Origin of the sequence: Burkholderia sp. TSV86 (assembly GCF_001522865.1) — a bacterium.
Classification (GTDB): domain Bacteria; phylum Pseudomonadota; class Gammaproteobacteria; order Burkholderiales; family Burkholderiaceae; genus Burkholderia.
This window is the reverse complement of the sequence record NZ_LOWB01000021.1, coordinates 361,914-376,915: the sequence shown is the minus strand read 5'-3', so window position 1 is coordinate 376,915 and position 15,002 is coordinate 361,914. Positions and strand designations below refer to the sequence as shown.

Here is a 15,002-nt window from a genome sequence, read left to right as displayed (position 1 = left end):
GGTGGATTGGCGTCGCAGCGGCGCTGGTGCGATAGACGTCAGCGCCAACGCGCCGGTGCCGGCCGCCTCTCGCGAAGCGGGCGCGCAGCATGACCGGGCGCTTAAGCTGCGACGCCGGCCGGCATTGCAGCTTAGGCGCGGCGTCCGCCTCGTCGAAGCAGCCGGCCGCGTACGGCAAAGCTACAGTGCCGTGCGCACTCGCCAAAGCTCGGGAAACAGCACGACATCGAGCATCTTGCGCAAGTACGGTGCGCCGTTCGTGCCGCCCGTGCCGGTTTTCAGGCCGATGATCCGTTCGACCGTGGTCACGTGGCGGAACCGCCATTGACGGAATGCGTCCTCGAGATCGACGAGTTCCTCAGCCAGTTCGTACAGTTCCCAGTGCGCATCCGGGGCGCGATAGATTTCGAGCCACGCTGCCTCGACTGTTGGATCGGCGCGCGTCGGCTGCGTCCAGTCCGCGTCAAGCCGCTCTGGCGCGATCGTAAAACCGCGGCGCGCGAGCAGGAATATCGCCTCGTCGTACAGCGACGGCGCGCGCAGCGACGCCTCCAGATGCGCATGGATTTCCGCGCGATGGGCGTGCGGACGCAGCATCTGCGCGTTCTTGTTGCCGAGTATGAACTCCAGTTCGCGGTACTGGTGCGACTGGAAGCCCGACGACGCGCCGAGATACGGCCGCATCGCCGAGTATTCGGACGGCGTCATCGTCGCAAGTACGTTCCATGCCTGCACGAGTTGCTCGAGTACGCGCGACACGCGCGCGAGCATCTTGAACGCGGACGGCAGCGCATTGCCGACGATCGATGCGCGCGCCGCACGCAGCTCGAACAGAGCGAGCTTCATCCATAGCTCGCTCGTTTGATGCTGGATGATGAACAGCATCTCGTTGTGTTCGGGCGAGCGCGGGTGCTGCGCATTCAGCAGCGTCGACAGCGACAGATAGTCGCCGTAGCTCATCGATTGCGAGAAGTCGAGCTGCGCGTGGTGCCAGCCGGCGGCCGTGTCGTCGCCGGCCGCGTCCGGCGCGTGCGTCGCTTGAGGTGTTTGAGGCGCTTGAGGCGCTTGAGGCGCGCCGGAACCGGCAAACGGGCAGCGCGGATTGCCGTCGCCGCTATCCAGCGGCGGGGGATGATCTGAATTCACGAAGGTCTCCATGTTGGGATAAGCCGCGCCCGCGCGCGTGTCGAAGTGCGGCGCGGGCAGGGCGAGCGCTGAACGCAAGCGTGGCCGCGCGAGCCGCTCAGGTTACCGGCGAGCGCGTCGCGAACGCGCCGGCGCGCCAAACCTCGGTGTCGAGGATGTCGGCGAGCGCGTCGACTGCGTCCCATGCATCGACGAAGCGCGTATAGAGCGGCGTGAATCCGAAGCGCAGAATGCGCGGCTCGCGATAGTCGCCGATCACGCCGCGCGCGATCAGCGCCTGCATCACCTCATAGCCGTGCGGATGCTCGATGCTCACCTGCGAGCCGCGCTGATGATGCGCGCGCGGCGTCGCGAGTTTCAGCGCATGTCCCGCGCAGCGCGACTCGACGAGCGCGATGAATGCGTCGGTCAATGCGAGCGACTTGCGGCGGATTGCATGAAGGTCGGTTTGCGCGAACACGTCGAGCCCGCATTCGATCATCGACATCGACACGATCGGCTGCGTGCCGCACAGAAAGCGCGCGATGCCGGGGTCGGGATCGAAGCCGGGCTGCATCGCGAACGGCGCGCGATGACCCCACCAGCCGGTCAGCGGTTGTTCGAAACTGCTCTGGTGACGAGCGGGCACCCAAACGAACGCGGGCGCGCCGGGGCCGCCGTTCAGATACTTGTACGTGCAGCCGACCGCGCCGTCCGCGTGCGCGCCGTTCAGATCCACCGGCACCGCGCCGGCTGAATGCGCGAGATCCCACAGCATCAGCGCGCCGGATTGCCGGACCGTTTGCGTGACGGCCGGCAGGTCGTGCATGTAGCCCGTGCGGTAGTTCACGTGCGTGAGCATCGCGACGGCGGTTTCGTCGTCGAGCGCGTCGGGCAGTTGCGCGGGGTCGTCGATCAGGCGCAGCGTATGGCCCTGGCCGAGCTGAGCGATGAGTCCCTGGGCGATATACAGATCGGTCGGAAAGTTCGCGCGCTCCGATACGATCACGCGTTTGCGCGGCGCATGCTGCGCTTGATGGCGCAACATCGCGGACAACAGCTTGAACAGGTTGATCGAGATCGTATCGGTGATCGCGACTTCGCCAGGCGCCGCGCCGATCAGCGGCGCGAGCTTGTCGCCGAGCCGGCGCGGCAGCGCGAACCAGCCGGCCGTGTTCCAACTGCAGATCAGGCCCGCGCCCCATTCGGCGCCGATCACCTGCTGCGCGCGCGCGGCTGCCGCGCGCGGCTGCGCGCCGAGCGAGTTGCCGTCGAGATAGATCACGGCGTCGGGCAGTGCGAATGCGTCGCGCAGCGGGGCGAGCGGATCGTCGCGGTCGAAGGCGAGCGCTTCTTCACGTGTCTTCATAAGATCGGTCAGCTTGACGAGAAAAGAGGAGGGCAGGCGCGTCAACGCGCGCCGGGCAGCGCGCGCAACACCGCGCGCACGGGGCTCGCGTCGAGCCCGTCGAGCTTGAGCGGCAACGCGATCAGCTCGTAGTCGCCCGCCGCGACGGCATCGAGCACGAGTCCTTCGAGAATCGCCATCCGATGCGCGCGAACGCGGCGGTGCGCGTCCATCGTTTTCGATTCCTGCGGATCGAGCGACGGCGTGTCGATGCCGATGAGGCGCACGCCCCGTTCGGCGAGCAGATCGATGGTCGCCGGCGCGACCGCGCAGAACGCGCTATCCCACGCATGCAGCGGCGTCTGCCGGTACGTGCGCAGCAGCACGCGCGGCGGCGGCGGGGCGTCGGCGAGCGCCGCGGCGACATCGCCGGGCATGACCGCGGGATGCGCACCGATGCAATCGATCACGCGGCAATGGCCGAGATACGCGTCGAGCGGCACTGCGCCGATTGGCTCGCCGCGCGTGTCGTAGTGCAGCGGCGCGTCCGCGTGTGCACCCGTGTGTGGCGACAGCGTGAGCCGTGCGACATTGACGGGCGATCCCGCTTCGATGCGCCAGATCCGCTCGACGCGAACGGGCGTATCGCCCGGCCAAACGGGGGTGGCGGGGTGGATTGACGGGGAGATGTCCCAGAGGTCGGCCATGTGAGATCGAAGCGAGTCGAATGCTGAAATCAGACGAATAAATCGATTCGCCCTGCGCTCACCGCGTTTGCTGCTGAATCACCGGGAGATTGCGCCGGGCGGGCGACGGCGTGCGCCGGTGCGCGCGGCGGCCGGGCATGTACCGGGATGATAGGCAAACGCTTGCCGCAGATGGTTGCGAAATAAGCATGGACAATCCACCAATTTGGCAGATAATTCGAAATAGATTCAAAACGGAGACCAAAAGTGCATGCGATCACGCTGGACGCTACAGATTGCCGTATTCTTGCCGTCCTGCAGCAAGAAGGCCGGATCAGCAACCTCGATCTCGCGGAGCGTATTTCTCTGTCGCCGTCGGCTTGTCTGCGGCGGATGCGGCTTCTCGAAGAGCAGGGGGTGATCGAACGCTATCGCGCGTGTTTGAGCCGCGAGAAGCTCGGGTTCGAGCTGGAGGCGTTCGTACAGGTGTCGATGCGCAATGACGAGGCGCAATGGCACGAGCGCTTTGCGCAAGCGCTGCGTGAATGGCCGGAGGTAGTGGGTGCGTTCGTCGTGACGGGCGAGTCACATTATCTGTTACGCGTGCTTGCACATAATCTCAAGCACTATTCGGATTTCGTGCTTAATCAGCTCTACAAGGCGCCCGGCGTGATGGACATTCGCTCGAACATTGTGCTGCAAACGCTGAAGGACGAAGCGGGGCCGCCCGTCGCGCTTGCACGCACCGGAGCGATCAAAGCTGTGTAAGGCGATGGAAGCCGCCGCCGTGGAACACGAGCGGCGCGCCGTCGCGCTGGAAGCCGCACCGCTCGACCTCGCCGACGAAGATCACATGATCGCCCTCGTCGTAGCGGCTGCGGTTGTGGCACTCGAACCATGCGAGCGCGCCGTCGAGCACCGGCATGCCCGTGTCGCCCGCCGCGTGCGACACGCCTTCGAAGCGATCGCCCTTGACTGTCGCGAAGCGCATGCACAAATCGAGCTGCGACGCGGCCAGCACGTTCACGACATAATGGCTGTTCGCGCGGAACACGGACGCCGACGCCGCTTTGTGCGCGAGGCTCCACAGCACGAGCGGCGGATCGAGCGACACCGAGTTGAACGAACTCGCGGTGATGCCGATGAGCTGGCCGGACGGCGCACGGGTGGTGACAACGGTGACGCCTGTCGCGAACTGGCTGAGCGCCTGGCGGAACGCGGCGGAATCGAAATTCGGCGGGCTGGCTTGTTTCATCGCGCGATGGCCTTGGACGACGCGCGGCACCGGGCGACTATGGCGGCGCGTGCCGGATGGCGGGAAGAGAAAAGAAAAGTCATGAGGGAATCGGTCAGAGTGTGACGATTTTAGCGGAATCGCGCTGGGCTGCGATGGGCATGACGTTTGACTAAGCGGCCCGCGCCGCATTAGGCGCGCAAAATACCGCACGCGAAATGGGTAATGAAAGAAAGGATACCGGTATGAATCAGGCAATGCACGAAGTCGCCACGCTGGGCGGCGGATGTTTTTGGTGTACCGAGGCGGTGTTTCTCGATGTCGACGGCGTGGTGGCCGTCGAGTCGGGCTATGCGGGCGGCCATACGCGCAATCCCGGCTATCGCGACGTGTGCGACGGCGAGACGGGTCATGCCGAGGTCGTCAATGTCAGGTTCGATCCGGCACGGATCGGCTATCGCGAGATTCTCGAGATCTTCTTCGCGACGCACGATCCGACGCAACTCGACCGGCAGGGCAACGACGTCGGTACGCAATACCGGTCGGTGATCTTCACGCACTCGGACGCGCAGCGCGAAACCGCGCTCGACGTGATCCGCTCGCTCGAGCGCGATAAGCTGTACGACGCGCCGATCGTCACGCGTGTCGAGCCGCTCGACGGCAATTACTGGCCGGCCGAGGCGTATCACCAGAATTACTACGCGCGCAATCCGGGGCAGGGCTATTGTGCGGTCGTAATCGGGCCGAAGCTCGCGAAGTTCCGGCAGAAGTTCGCGCATCGGCTGAAGTCGCGCGGTGCGTGATGCGGGGCGCGGCCGGCTTGCGGTTGGTGGGCTTGGCCGCGTCGGCGGGTGGGGAGGCGCCGGCCGTTCCGTCGTGACTGTTATCGAGCGACGCGGGCCGCGCGGGATTCGGGTCGAGCGGCATGGGTGTCGGCCCGGCGGGCATCGCGTAGGCGCGGAATCGATGGCATGAGCCGCTCGACGGCATATTCGTTGCACCTTGCGCGGCCGCGTTGAGCACGATGTGCGCTGCGCATGTTTATTACCGCCCGCGCTGTTCAAGCGCGCCGCGCTCGCACTAAGCTGCTTCGCCTTGCCCGCGAGCGTAGGCGGCCGCAATCTCCTTCGCGAGCGCGATGCACGACAGCGGCGCCGATCCTTCCGCCTTGTTGTTGATCGTGATGATCACCGGTTGCCCGGCGAGCGCATATCGCGCGGCGAGTTCAGCGAGTGCCGAGCGCGTGTGCGGATCTTCGTCGACGAGCCGGTCGAACGGCTCGTATTTTGCCTTTGCCTGTTCGTACTTGAAGCCGCCGTGCAAGCTCCAGCGAACGACGAGCGGCCCGGACGGCTCGCCGTCGAGCAACGCAAGCGCTGCCGATTGACGCAGTGGGTCGGGCATTCTGGCATGCAGCCCGACGCAGTAGCGCACGCCGGCGGCCGCTAGCGCGCGGATAAAGCGCGGCGTGAGCAGGCTGGCGTCGCGGATCTCGACCGCGTAGCGCGGGCCGCCGGAGCAGCCTGAGCCCGCGGGCGGTTCCGGCAGCGGCGGCAGCGCGGCGAGGAACGCGGCAAGCCGCTCGATCAGCGCGGCCGGATCGGCAAGCAATGTATCCGGCATCGGCGAAAACTGAAACACGAGCGCGCCCGCCTTGTGGCCGAGCCCTTCCAGGCAGGGCTGGACGAATTCGTCGGTGGCGATCTGCGCGTTCAGGAACGCGGGGTTCGGGCCGGCCGGCTCGCCGCGCGCACCGCGCACGAGCGCATCGGTGACCGACGCGGGCGCTTTCACGACGAAGCGGAAATCGTCCGGCACCTGCTGCGCGTAGCGCAGGTAATCGGCGACGTTGAGCGGCGCGTAGAACGAGCGGTCGAGGCTGACGCTCTTGAGCAGCGGGTGTGCCGCGTAGGCTTCGAGCCCTTCGCGCGACAGCTTCGATTGTGCGTGGTCGCCGCCATAGACGATGTCTTTCCAGCCGGGGAAATACCACGACGACGTGCCGAGCCGCACGAGCGGCGGCAGGGCTTGCGCGGCGGCGGCGACGTCGTCGGAAATCTCGGCGGGCGCGACGCCGCGTTGACCGTGCCGGCGAGCGCGCTTTTTCGGCGGAGCGCCGGGTGGCGGCGGGGCGTCGAAGCCCGGCAGCGTGGGCGTGGCGTGATCATCGGCCGCGTCGGCGTTACGCGCGGCCGTAGCGCTGGGCGGGTTTGACGTATCGGAAGAGCCACCGGCATTCGTAATGCCGGTCGCCTTGCGCGGCGGCTTGCTGCCGGAGGTGGGCGGCAACGCGTTTCCGAACAAATCGAACTGATCGCGTTGCGCGCTGTTTTCCTGCTGCGGCTCTCGCGGCGCGCGCCGCGTGCTGTCGTCACCCATCCGTCATCGCAAAAAGACGCTGCTCAGCGCGGCAGCGCGTGTTCGTACATATAGCGGCGCGACCACGGCAGCGTTTTCGCGCTGCGCCCGGCCCGGCGGCACACGATCTGGAAGATCGACACGTCGTCGTGCTCGAACGCATACGCACAGCCGGCCAGATAGACGCGCCAGATCCGGAATTTTTCGTCGTCGACGAGCTTTCTCGCTTCGTCGGCTTTCGCCTCGAAGTTCTCTGTCCAGATTTCGAGCGTGCGCGCATAGTGCCGGCGCAGGCTTTCGACGTCAACCGCCTCGAGCCCGCCGCGCTGCGCGGCCTCGAGCGCGAGGCTGATGTGCGGCAGTTCGCCGTCCGGAAACACGTAGCGGTCGATGAACTCGCCGCCGCCGAGCGCGGTTTCGCCGCTATCGGCGTCGGTTGACGTGATGCCGTGGTTCATCGCGATGCCGTCCTCGACGAGCAGCTCGCGCACACGCGAAAAGTAGAGCGGCAGGTTCTTGCGGCCGACGTGCTCGAACATCCCGACGCTCGTGATTCGATCGAACTGGCCGTCGATATCGCGGTAGTCTTGCAGCCGAATCTCGATCTGGTCGCTGAGGCCCGCGGCCCTCACGCGCTCGGTCGCGAGATCGAACTGGTTCTGCGACAGCGTGACGCCGACGCAGCGCGCGCCGAACTTGCTTGCCGCGCGCAGCACGAGCGCACCCCAGCCACAGCCGATGTCGAGCAGACGCTGACCGGGCTGAAGCTGGATCTTCGTCAGGATGTGGTCGATCTTCTTGATTTGCGCCGTGCCGAGATCCTCGTCGCCATTCTCGAAGTACGCGCACGAGTAGACCATGTTCTCGTCGAGCCACAGCTTGTAGAAGTCGTTCGATACGTCATAGTGATACTGGATCGCCTTCTGATCCGAATGCTTCGAGTGGCTGAAGTAGCGCTTCATGCGCGCGAGCTTGCTCGCGCTCGTCACGGTGCTGCGCGCGAGCGAATAGCCGATGTTGATGATGTCGGCAACCTTGCCCTCGATGTCGATCTTGCCCTTCACATACGCTTCGCCGAGATTGTCCAGGCTCGGGTCGAGCAGCAGCGGCAGCGCCGACGCGTGATTGACCTTGAGCGTTACCCGCGGCGCCGAGAATGTGCCGAAATCGAGCTGCTGGCCGTTCCAGAGAACGAGGCGCGCCGGCAAGTTCGCCTTCGCCCTGACGTCGTCCGCCCACTGTGCCAGTTTCTTTTCCCAGAACATTTGGATTCTCCGTTGTTCGTTGAAACGAAATACAGACAGCCAAATTTTCGACCGGACGGCCCCCGCCACCCTGCAAAGCGCGCCGCGCCGCAGGCCGTGCGTGATGCGGCGCGAAGGGCGCGGCTGAACTTACGGTGACAGGCGGGAGATCGTCCAGCCGCTCGCCGACGCGGCATCGCGCGTATATAACAGACGGTCGTGAAGCCGCGACGGACGGCCTTGCCAGAATTCGATCGACGACGGCACGACCCGGTAGCCACCCCAGTGCGGCGGGCGCGGCGGCTCGTCGCCGAAGCGCGCGCGGATTTCGCGTTCGCGCGTCTCGAGCACGTCGCGGCTTGCGATCACCGCGCTCTGCTCGGACGCCCACGCGCCGATGCGCGAGCCGAGCGGACGCGACGCGAAGTACCGGTCGCTTTCCTCCGCGCTGGTCTTTTCGATGCGACCTTCGACGCGGACTTGCCGTTCTAGCTCGATCCAATAGAAAAGCAGCGCCGCATTCGGATTCTGCGCGATTTCGCGGCCCTTACGGCTTTCGTAATTGGTGAAGAAAACGAAGCCACGCTCGTCGACGCCCTTGATCAGCACGATACGTGCCGACGGCCGCCCGGACGCGTCGACGGTCGCGAGCGTCATCGTATTCGGCTCGGGCAACTGGGCGTTGAGGGCGTCGTTGAACCAGGCGTCGAACTGGACGAAGGGATTCGGGTTGACGTCGGCTTCGCCAAGCGACGCGCGGGAGTAATTGATGCGGAGATCGGCTAGGGTCGTCATCGGTGTGCGAGCGCTCAATCGGGGCCAGTATAGCGAAGGTGGAAAAATTCTGCGCGGCGTCGGATACGCGCGTGTTTGCCGCGCGGTGATCAGGCAAAATAGCGGACTTGTCGCCTTTTCCGTCTTTTTCTTATGCCTCGTACCGACGCCATCGCGACGTCCGATGATCTTACTCTGCGCGCGCCGCAACAGCTTGACGTGGATCGTGCGCGGCGCTTCGGCGGGCTCGCGCGGCTCTATGGCGCAAGCGCGCTGGCCGCGTTCGAACGCTCGCGCGTTGCCGTGATCGGCATCGGCGGCGTCGGCTCCTGGGCGGCCGAGGCGCTCGCGCGCAGCGCGATCGGGGAATTGACCCTCATCGATCTCGATAATGTCGCCGAAAGCAACACGAACCGGCAGATTCACGCGCTCGACGGTAATTACGGCAAGCCGAAAGTCGATGCGATGGCCGAGCGCATCGCGCTGATCGATCCGGCGTGCAAGGTCGTCAAGATCGAGGACTTCGTCGAGCCCGGCACGCTCGACGCAATGCTGGGCGCCGGTTTCGATTTCGTCATCGACGCGATCGACAGCGTGCGCACCAAGGTCGCGCTGATCGCGTGGTGTGTCGCGCGCGCGCAGCCGCTCGTCACGGTGGGCGGCGCGGGCGGCCAGCTCGATCCGACCCGCATACGCATCGACGATCTCGCGCAGACCATTCAGGACCCGCTGCTGTCGAAGGTGCGCGCGCAACTGCGCAAGCAGCATGGTTTTCCGCGCGGGCCGAAAGCGAAATTCAAGGTGAGCGCCGTTTATTCGGACGAGCCGTTGATTTATCCGCAAGCGGCTGCATGCGGCGCCGGCGATTCCGTCGCGCAGGCGAGCGCGATGGGGGCGGCGGGGCTCAATTGCGCGGGATTCGGCTCCAGCGTATGCGTGACGGCGAGCTTCGGCTTCGCGGCGGCCGCGCATGCGCTGCGCGCGCTCGCGGCGAACGCGCAAGGGTAACGCGCTCGTGCGCACGGCTGATGCGTATGTGCGCCGCTCGCCGTTATCCGTTGTGGTCTGCCGTTGCCGATCGCGTCGCCGCGACCGGCCAGCGCGATTTCAATGGAGTGCCGTGCTCAGCTTGCGCCGCCACGTCGACACGAGCGCCGGCTGATCGGCCGCCAGCTCGAACACCGAAATCATTGTTTTACGGCCGACGTCGTCGCCGAACGTGCGATCGCGCTTGACGATCTCGAGAAGCTGTTCGAGCGCGCCTTCGTATGCGCGCCGGGCAATCAGGCTTTGCGCGAGATCGAAGCGCGCTTCGAGATCGTCCGGATGGCTTGCGATCCGCGCTTCGAGCGCGTCGGTGGGCGGCAGATCGGCGGTGGCGTCGAGCGCGTCGAAGCGCGTCTTGATTGCCTGATAGCGCGGGTCCGCTCCATTCTTGGTTTGCGGCGACAGCCGGTCGGCTTCGGCGCGCGCGTCGTCGATCCGGTTCTGCGCGAGCAGCAGCTCGACGAGATCGAGCCGTGCCTCGTCGTAGCCGGGGTTCAGCGCGAGCGCGTGTTCGAGGTGCGAGTGCGCGTCGTCAGGCCGTCCCTCGGCGAACGCGGCCTGCGCGGCGCGGCGCTCGGCCTCCTCGGGCGCGGGCACGAGCCGATCGATGAACGCGCGCAACTGCCCTTCGGGCAGCACGCCGACGAATTGGTCGACGGGCTGGCCACCCGCGAACGCGATCACGTGCGGAATGCTGCGCGTTTGAAAGTGCGATGCAAGTTCGGGATTTTCGTCGACGTTGACCTTGACGAGCTTCCAGCGGCCTTCGTAATCGCGCTCGAGCTTCTCGAGCAACGGGCCGAGCGTCTTGCACGGGCCGCACCAGGGCGCCCAGAAATCGACCAGCACGGGCGCGGCAAGTGATGCCTCGATGACGTCTTGTTCGAAAGTGGCGAGCGTGGTGTTCATGACGTCCTCATTTACGTTGATATCCGCATAGTGCGGATGCGCAGCGGGTTTTCAATGCGCGTGGCGCTCCGGCAGCGCGATCCACTCGGTTTCGCCGGGAACGGCGCCCATCTGCTGGGCCGCCCAGGCGCTTTTTGCCTGTTCGATCGCGTCGCGGGAACTCGCGACGAAATTCCAGTCGAGAAAACGCTCGCCGTCGAGTTTGTCGCCGCCGAGCACCATCACGCGCGCGCCTTGCGCGCTCGCGAGCGTGACGCGCGCGCCTGGCGTGAGCACTGCCATATGCGCGGCGGGCAGTGGCTGGCCGTCGACGGCTAACTCGCCCTCGGCGAGATAGACGGCGCGCTCGTCGTGCTCGGCGTCGAGTGCGATCGCGCTGCCCGGCTCGAATTCAGCTGCGGCGTACAGCGTGCGCGAATAGGTCGTGACGGGCGAGCGCAGGCCGAACGCATCGCCCGCGATCACCGTGAGCGCGACGCCGTCGCGCGTGAGCTTCGGCAGGGTCGCGGCGGGGTGGTGCTCGAACGACGGCTCGATCGTTTCGTATTCGCGCGGCAGCGCCACCCAGGTCTGGATGCAATGGACGGTCTGGCCGCTCGCGCGCTCCGCGTCCGGCGTGCGCTCGGAATGAACGATGCCGCGGCCCGCCGTCATCCAGTTGACGTCGCCCGGCACGATTTTTTGCACCGAGCCGACGCTGTCGCGATGCATGATCGCGCCGTCGAACAGATAGGTGACGGTTGCGAGGCCGATATGCGGATGGGGGCGCACGTCCTGACCTTCGCCTGGCGCGAACGTGATCGGCCCGAGGTGATCGAAGAACACGAACGGCCCGACGAAGCGCGGCGACAGCGCGGGCAGCGTGCGGCGCACGGACACGCCGCCGCCGAGGTCGCGAACGTGCGGCTTCAGAATGGTCTGGATCGAATCGGTCATGGCAGCGTCCGGATGAAGGCGATGGGGCTCCCATTGTAGTGGCTGTTGCGGCGGCGCGATGCCCGCCGCCATCGTAGTTTGCCGCGCGCGCCGGCAGCGCCATGCGCGAAATCTCGCTACACTGATTGGCTTCGCACCGAAGCTGGTGGCGGTACAAATCAAATGCGCACCCAGGAGAACGCGTCATGCCGATGTCACCGAAGGATCTATTGCTCGCGCTGCTGGTGATTGTCGCGTGGGGCGTGAACTTCGTCGTGATCAAGGTCGGCATGCATGGCGTGCCGCCGATGCTGCTCGGCGCATTGCGCTTCGCGTTCGCCGCGGTGCCTGCCGTATTCTTCGTGCGCCGCCCGCGCATTGCATGGCATCTGCTGGCGCTTTACGGCTCGACGATTCTGCTCGGACAGTTCGTGTTTCTGTTTTTCGGGATGTCAGTCGGCATGCCGGCCGGGATCGCGTCGCTCGTCCTTCAGGCGCAGGCGTTCTTCACGCTCGGCTTCGCGTCGCTGTTGCTGGGCGAGCGCGTGCGCGCGCAAAATCTCGCCGGCCTGGCGATCGCCGCCGCCGGCCTGGTCGTGATCGCCGCGCAAGGCGGCCAGGGGATGACGCTTGCGGGTTTCCTGCTGACGATCGCCGCATCGGCGTGCTGGGCGCTCGGCAACGTCGTGATGAAGAAGATGGGCAAGGTCGATCTCGTGCCGCTGGTCGTCTGGGCGAGCCTGTTGCCGCCCGTGCCGTTTGCCGTGCTGTCGTGTCTGTTCGAGGGGCCGCGGCGGATGGCTGCGGCGATGACGACGCTGTCGGGACTGTCGATCTTCGCGATCGTCTATCTCGCGCTCGTCGCGACGCTGTTCGGCTACGGTATCTGGAGCCGGCTGCTGTCGCGCTATCCGGCCGGGCAGGTCGCGCCGTTCTCGCTGCTGGTGCCGATCGTCGGCCTTGCGTCGTCGTCGCTGCTGCTCGGCGAGCACCTTTCGCGCGCGCAGCTCGCCGGCGCGGCGCTGGTGATGGCGGGGCTGGCGGTGAACGTGTTCGGAGCCCGGCTCGTGCGGCGTCCGGTGGGCGCGTCGTGACGGGCGGCGCGCGGCAGGCCAGCGCAACTACGCTGGCGCTGCCGCAAGCCATCCGAAATCGCCCGAACGACGAGCCGTGCCGCGCCGGATCGCACCGCGGCGCGACGCTCGGGCGGCTCAGGCCATCCGGCTCTTCGCGAGCGGCGGATTCGCCGCGAAATAGCGCTTGATCCCACGGAAGATCGCGTCGGCCATCTGGTCGCGGTACGCGTCGTCGTTGAGCCGGCGTTCTTCGTCCGGATTGCTGATGAACGCGGTTTCGACGAGGATCGACGGAATGTCGGGCGCTTTCAGCACTGCGAACCCGGCTTGCTCGACCGAGCCCTTGTGCAGCTTGTTGATGTTGCCGACTTCCTTCAGCACATAGTTGCCGTAGCGCAGCGAATCGCGGATCTGCGCGGTCGTCGACATATCGAACAGCGCGCGGCTTACCGACACGTCCTGTGTCTTGATATTGATGCCGCCGATCAGGTCCGACGAATTTTCTTTGTTCGCGAGCCAGCGCGCGGCGGCGCTCGACGCGCCATGATCGGACAGCGCGAAAACCGACGAGCCGCGCGCCGACGGCGTGGTGAACGCGTCCGCGTGGATCGACACGAACAGGTCCGCGCCGACGCGGCGCGCCTTTTGCACGCGCACGTTCAGCGGAACGAAGAAATCGGCGTCGCGGGTCATCATCGCGCGCATGTTCGGCGCGCCGTCGATCTTCGCACGCAGCTTCTTGGCGATATCGAGCGCGATGTGCTTCTCGTAGGTGCCGCCGCCGCCGATCGCGCCCGGGTCCTCGCCGCCATGACCCGGATCGATCGCGACGGTCAGCAGGCGCACGGTTGCGCCGCGGCCCGATTTGGGCGCGGTGAATGCGTAGGTGTCGTCGTCATCGTCGTTCTTGCGCGCGATGACTGGCGGCGCTGACGGCTTGGGCGCGGGCCGCGCCGCCGTGGCGGGCGGCGTGGTTTGCGCGACGCTCGGATTGGCCGGCGCGCTCGGCGCCGGGCGCGCGGGATGCGCGGGCGACGGCGGGGTGTTGTTCTGCGCGAAGCGTTGGAAAAAGGCGTCGCTGTTGTCGGCGCCGCCCGCGACCGGCGGCGCCGATGGGCCGTTGAGCGTGGCGCTCGGCGGCTGCGCTTCCTGGGCGCGCAGCGTGTCGTTGAGCTGCTGCTCCTTGCGTTCCGTCTGCATGATCAGATCGGCGAGCGGATCGGGCGCGACGGCCGGATACAGATCGAACACGAGCCGGTAGCGATAAGTGCCGACGGGCGGCAGCGTGAACACCTGCGGTTTCACCGAGCCTTTCAGGTCGAACACCATCCGCACGACATGCGGCTGGTACTGGCCGACCCGCACCGATTGGATTTGCGGATCGTTCGGCGTGATCTTCGACACCAGGTCGCGCAGCGACTGATCGAGTTCGAGGCCGTTCAGGTCGACGACGAGCCGGTCCGGGCCTTGCAGCAACTGCTGGGCGTTCTGCAGCGGCTGATCGGATTCGATCGTCACGCGCGTGTAGTCGCGCGCGGGCCATACGCGCACGCCGAGCACCGACGTCGCATGCGCGATGCGCGGCAGCGCGAGCCCGAGTACGAGCGTTGACGCGCCCGCGCGCAGAATTTGCCTGCGCCGCCAATTGTGGTTCGCGGTGGCCGCCGATTCAATCGAGCGGAACGGTTTGATCAACATCTTTCGAGACATGCGTTTCCTGATGCGCTGTACGCGCGAGCGACGAGGACGCGGCCCGCGCCGTCCACGTCAAGCGAGAACACGAGATCCGGCACGCCGAGCAGCGTGCCTGCCCGCTGCGGCCATTCGACGATGCAGACCGCGCCGGAATTGAAGTACTCGCGAAAACCCGCGTCGGCCCATTCGGCCGGATCGCTAAATCGGTACAGATCGAAGTGATACACCTCGAGTTCCCCGGCGGGGCACGCGAGCGCATACGGTTCGACGAGCGTGTAGGTCGGGCTTTTCACGCGGCCTGTGTAACCCAGCGCACGCAGCATCGCGCGCACGAGCGTCGTCTTGCCCGCGCCGAGATCGCCATCGAGCTGGATTTGCAGGCCGTCGAACGTGTGCTCGGCGCAGCGTTGCGCGTAGGTCGCATCGAGTGCGCGGGCGACGCGTTCGCCGAACGCGATCGTCGCCGCTTCGTCGGCGAGCGCGAACGTGCGCTCGTTGAGCGCAGCGGGCAGGGCGGTCGTGACGGACACGTGGCTGGACGTTTCGGGCATCTCGTAAAATAGAGCGATGGACCGAATTCCGGAACTCGCA

15 protein-coding genes are annotated in these 15,002 nt (G+C 66.3%); 4 read left to right on the top strand and 11 right to left on the bottom strand.

Going from position 1 to position 15,002, the window contains the following annotated elements:
• Window positions 1-180 precede the first annotated feature (180 nt).
• From kynA to kynB, 3 genes are all read right to left on the bottom strand, one after another.
• Window positions 181-1,158, bottom strand: coding sequence for a tryptophan 2,3-dioxygenase (gene kynA / locus WS68_RS03825; protein ID WP_059569491.1), 978 nt, complete (start codon window positions 1,156-1,158; stop codon window positions 181-183).
• A gap of 85 nt (window positions 1,159-1,243) precedes the next feature.
• Window positions 1,244-2,494 carry a kynureninase gene (kynU, locus tag WS68_RS03820; RefSeq protein ID WP_059569490.1) on the bottom strand — a complete coding sequence of 417 codons (1,251 nt, stop codon included), beginning with the start codon at window positions 2,492-2,494 and terminating at the stop codon, window positions 1,244-1,246.
• 41 nt (window positions 2,495-2,535) lie between these two features.
• Window positions 2,536-3,180, bottom strand: coding sequence for an arylformamidase (gene kynB / locus WS68_RS03815; RefSeq protein ID WP_059569489.1), 645 nt, complete (start codon window positions 3,178-3,180; stop codon window positions 2,536-2,538).
• A 246-nt stretch (window positions 3,181-3,426) separates the two neighbouring features.
• Between kynB and WS68_RS03810 the strand changes: the two genes are divergently transcribed.
• Window positions 3,427-3,927 (top strand): Lrp/AsnC family transcriptional regulator, encoded by a 501-nt coding sequence (locus WS68_RS03810; RefSeq protein WP_059569488.1) that lies wholly within the window; start codon window positions 3,427-3,429, stop codon window positions 3,925-3,927.
• Here the strand turns inward: WS68_RS03810 and WS68_RS03805 are convergent.
• Window positions 3,914-4,414 carry a flavin reductase family protein gene (locus tag WS68_RS03805; protein WP_059569596.1) on the bottom strand — a complete coding sequence of 167 codons (501 nt, stop codon included), beginning with the start codon at window positions 4,412-4,414 and terminating at the stop codon, window positions 3,914-3,916. The genes WS68_RS03810 and WS68_RS03805 overlap by 14 nt on opposite strands.
• Window positions 4,415-4,638: 224 nt before the next feature.
• Here WS68_RS03805 and msrA point away from each other — a divergent pair, with 224 nt between their 5' ends.
• Window positions 4,639-5,196: a peptide-methionine (S)-S-oxide reductase MsrA gene (gene msrA / locus WS68_RS03800; RefSeq protein WP_059569487.1), complete on the top strand. Its 558-nt coding sequence runs from the start codon at window positions 4,639-4,641 to the stop codon at window positions 5,194-5,196.
• A gap of 277 nt (window positions 5,197-5,473) precedes the next feature.
• Here the strand turns inward: msrA and WS68_RS03795 are convergent, their stop codons facing one another.
• From WS68_RS03795 to pdxH, 3 genes are all read right to left on the bottom strand, one after another.
• Window positions 5,474-6,772, bottom strand: a complete 1,299-nt coding sequence (locus tag WS68_RS03795; protein WP_059569486.1) for a DUF72 domain-containing protein — start codon at window positions 6,770-6,772, stop codon at window positions 5,474-5,476.
• A 23-nt stretch (window positions 6,773-6,795) separates the two neighbouring features.
• A complete protein-coding gene (locus tag WS68_RS03790; RefSeq protein ID WP_059569485.1) occupies window positions 6,796-8,016 on the bottom strand; it encodes an SAM-dependent methyltransferase in 1,221 nt (406 codons plus the stop codon).
• Window positions 8,017-8,145: 129 nt separating this feature from the next.
• Window positions 8,146-8,790 (bottom strand): pyridoxamine 5'-phosphate oxidase, encoded by a 645-nt coding sequence (pdxH, locus tag WS68_RS03785; RefSeq protein WP_059569484.1) that lies wholly within the window; start codon window positions 8,788-8,790, stop codon window positions 8,146-8,148.
• Between the two features lie 132 nt (window positions 8,791-8,922).
• Between pdxH and tcdA the strand changes: the two genes are divergently transcribed.
• Window positions 8,923-9,777, top strand: a complete 855-nt coding sequence (gene tcdA, locus WS68_RS03780; protein ID WP_059569483.1) for a tRNA cyclic N6-threonylcarbamoyladenosine(37) synthase TcdA — start codon at window positions 8,923-8,925, stop codon at window positions 9,775-9,777.
• A gap of 99 nt (window positions 9,778-9,876) precedes the next feature.
• Here the strand turns inward: tcdA and trxA are convergent, their stop codons facing one another.
• A complete protein-coding gene (gene trxA, locus WS68_RS03775; RefSeq protein WP_059569482.1) occupies window positions 9,877-10,725 on the bottom strand; it encodes a thioredoxin in 849 nt (282 codons plus the stop codon).
• A gap of 51 nt (window positions 10,726-10,776) precedes the next feature.
• Window positions 10,777-11,661, bottom strand: a complete 885-nt coding sequence (locus tag WS68_RS03770; RefSeq protein ID WP_059569595.1) for a pirin family protein — start codon at window positions 11,659-11,661, stop codon at window positions 10,777-10,779.
• A 191-nt stretch (window positions 11,662-11,852) separates the two neighbouring features.
• Between WS68_RS03770 and WS68_RS03765 the strand changes: the two genes are divergently transcribed.
• Complete coding sequence (locus tag WS68_RS03765; RefSeq protein WP_059569594.1) at window positions 11,853-12,734, top strand: EamA family transporter; 882 nt, start codon at window positions 11,853-11,855, stop codon at window positions 12,732-12,734.
• A gap of 117 nt (window positions 12,735-12,851) precedes the next feature.
• Here the strand turns inward: WS68_RS03765 and WS68_RS03760 are convergent, their stop codons facing one another.
• Both WS68_RS03760 and tsaE read right to left on the bottom strand, forming a co-directional pair.
• Entirely contained in the window at window positions 12,852-14,426 is a 1,575-nt protein-coding gene (locus WS68_RS03760; protein ID WP_059569481.1) for an N-acetylmuramoyl-L-alanine amidase, read from the bottom strand.
• A complete protein-coding gene (tsaE, locus tag WS68_RS03755; protein WP_059569480.1) occupies window positions 14,408-14,962 on the bottom strand; it encodes a tRNA (adenosine(37)-N6)-threonylcarbamoyltransferase complex ATPase subunit type 1 TsaE in 555 nt (184 codons plus the stop codon). The genes WS68_RS03760 and tsaE overlap by 19 nt, the downstream gene beginning before the upstream one ends.
• Window positions 14,963-15,002: the final 40 nt, after the last annotated feature.

Bases quoted from the DNA above. Each gene is read 5' to 3' on its own strand.
- pdxH (WP_059569484.1), bottom strand. From the start codon at position 8,790: ATGACGACCCTAGCCGATCTCCGCATCAATTACTCCCGCGCGTCGCTT.
- WS68_RS03790 (WP_059569485.1), bottom strand. From the start codon at position 8,016: ATGTTCTGGGAAAAGAAACTGGCACAGTGGGCGGACGACGTCAGGGCG.
- tcdA (WP_059569483.1), top strand. From the start codon at position 8,923: ATGCCTCGTACCGACGCCATCGCGACGTCCGATGATCTTACTCTGCGC.
- WS68_RS03770 (WP_059569595.1), bottom strand. From the start codon at position 11,661: ATGACCGATTCGATCCAGACCATTCTGAAGCCGCACGTTCGCGACCTC.
- WS68_RS03760 (WP_059569481.1), bottom strand. From the start codon at position 14,426: ATGTCTCGAAAGATGTTGATCAAACCGTTCCGCTCGATTGAATCGGCG.
- msrA (WP_059569487.1), top strand. From the start codon at position 4,639: ATGAATCAGGCAATGCACGAAGTCGCCACGCTGGGCGGCGGATGTTTT.
- WS68_RS03795 (WP_059569486.1), bottom strand. From the start codon at position 6,772: ATGGGTGACGACAGCACGCGGCGCGCGCCGCGAGAGCCGCAGCAGGAA.
- WS68_RS03805 (WP_059569596.1), bottom strand. From the start codon at position 4,414: ATGAAACAAGCCAGCCCGCCGAATTTCGATTCCGCCGCGTTCCGCCAG.
- WS68_RS03765 (WP_059569594.1), top strand. From the start codon at position 11,853: ATGTCACCGAAGGATCTATTGCTCGCGCTGCTGGTGATTGTCGCGTGG.
- kynA (WP_059569491.1), bottom strand. From the start codon at position 1,158: ATGGAGACCTTCGTGAATTCAGATCATCCCCCGCCGCTGGATAGCGGC.
- kynB (WP_059569489.1), bottom strand. From the start codon at position 3,180: ATGGCCGACCTCTGGGACATCTCCCCGTCAATCCACCCCGCCACCCCC.
- kynU (WP_059569490.1), bottom strand. From the start codon at position 2,494: ATGAAGACACGTGAAGAAGCGCTCGCCTTCGACCGCGACGATCCGCTC.
- tsaE (WP_059569480.1), bottom strand. From the start codon at position 14,962: ATGCCCGAAACGTCCAGCCACGTGTCCGTCACGACCGCCCTGCCCGCT.
- trxA (WP_059569482.1), bottom strand. From the start codon at position 10,725: ATGAACACCACGCTCGCCACTTTCGAACAAGACGTCATCGAGGCATCA.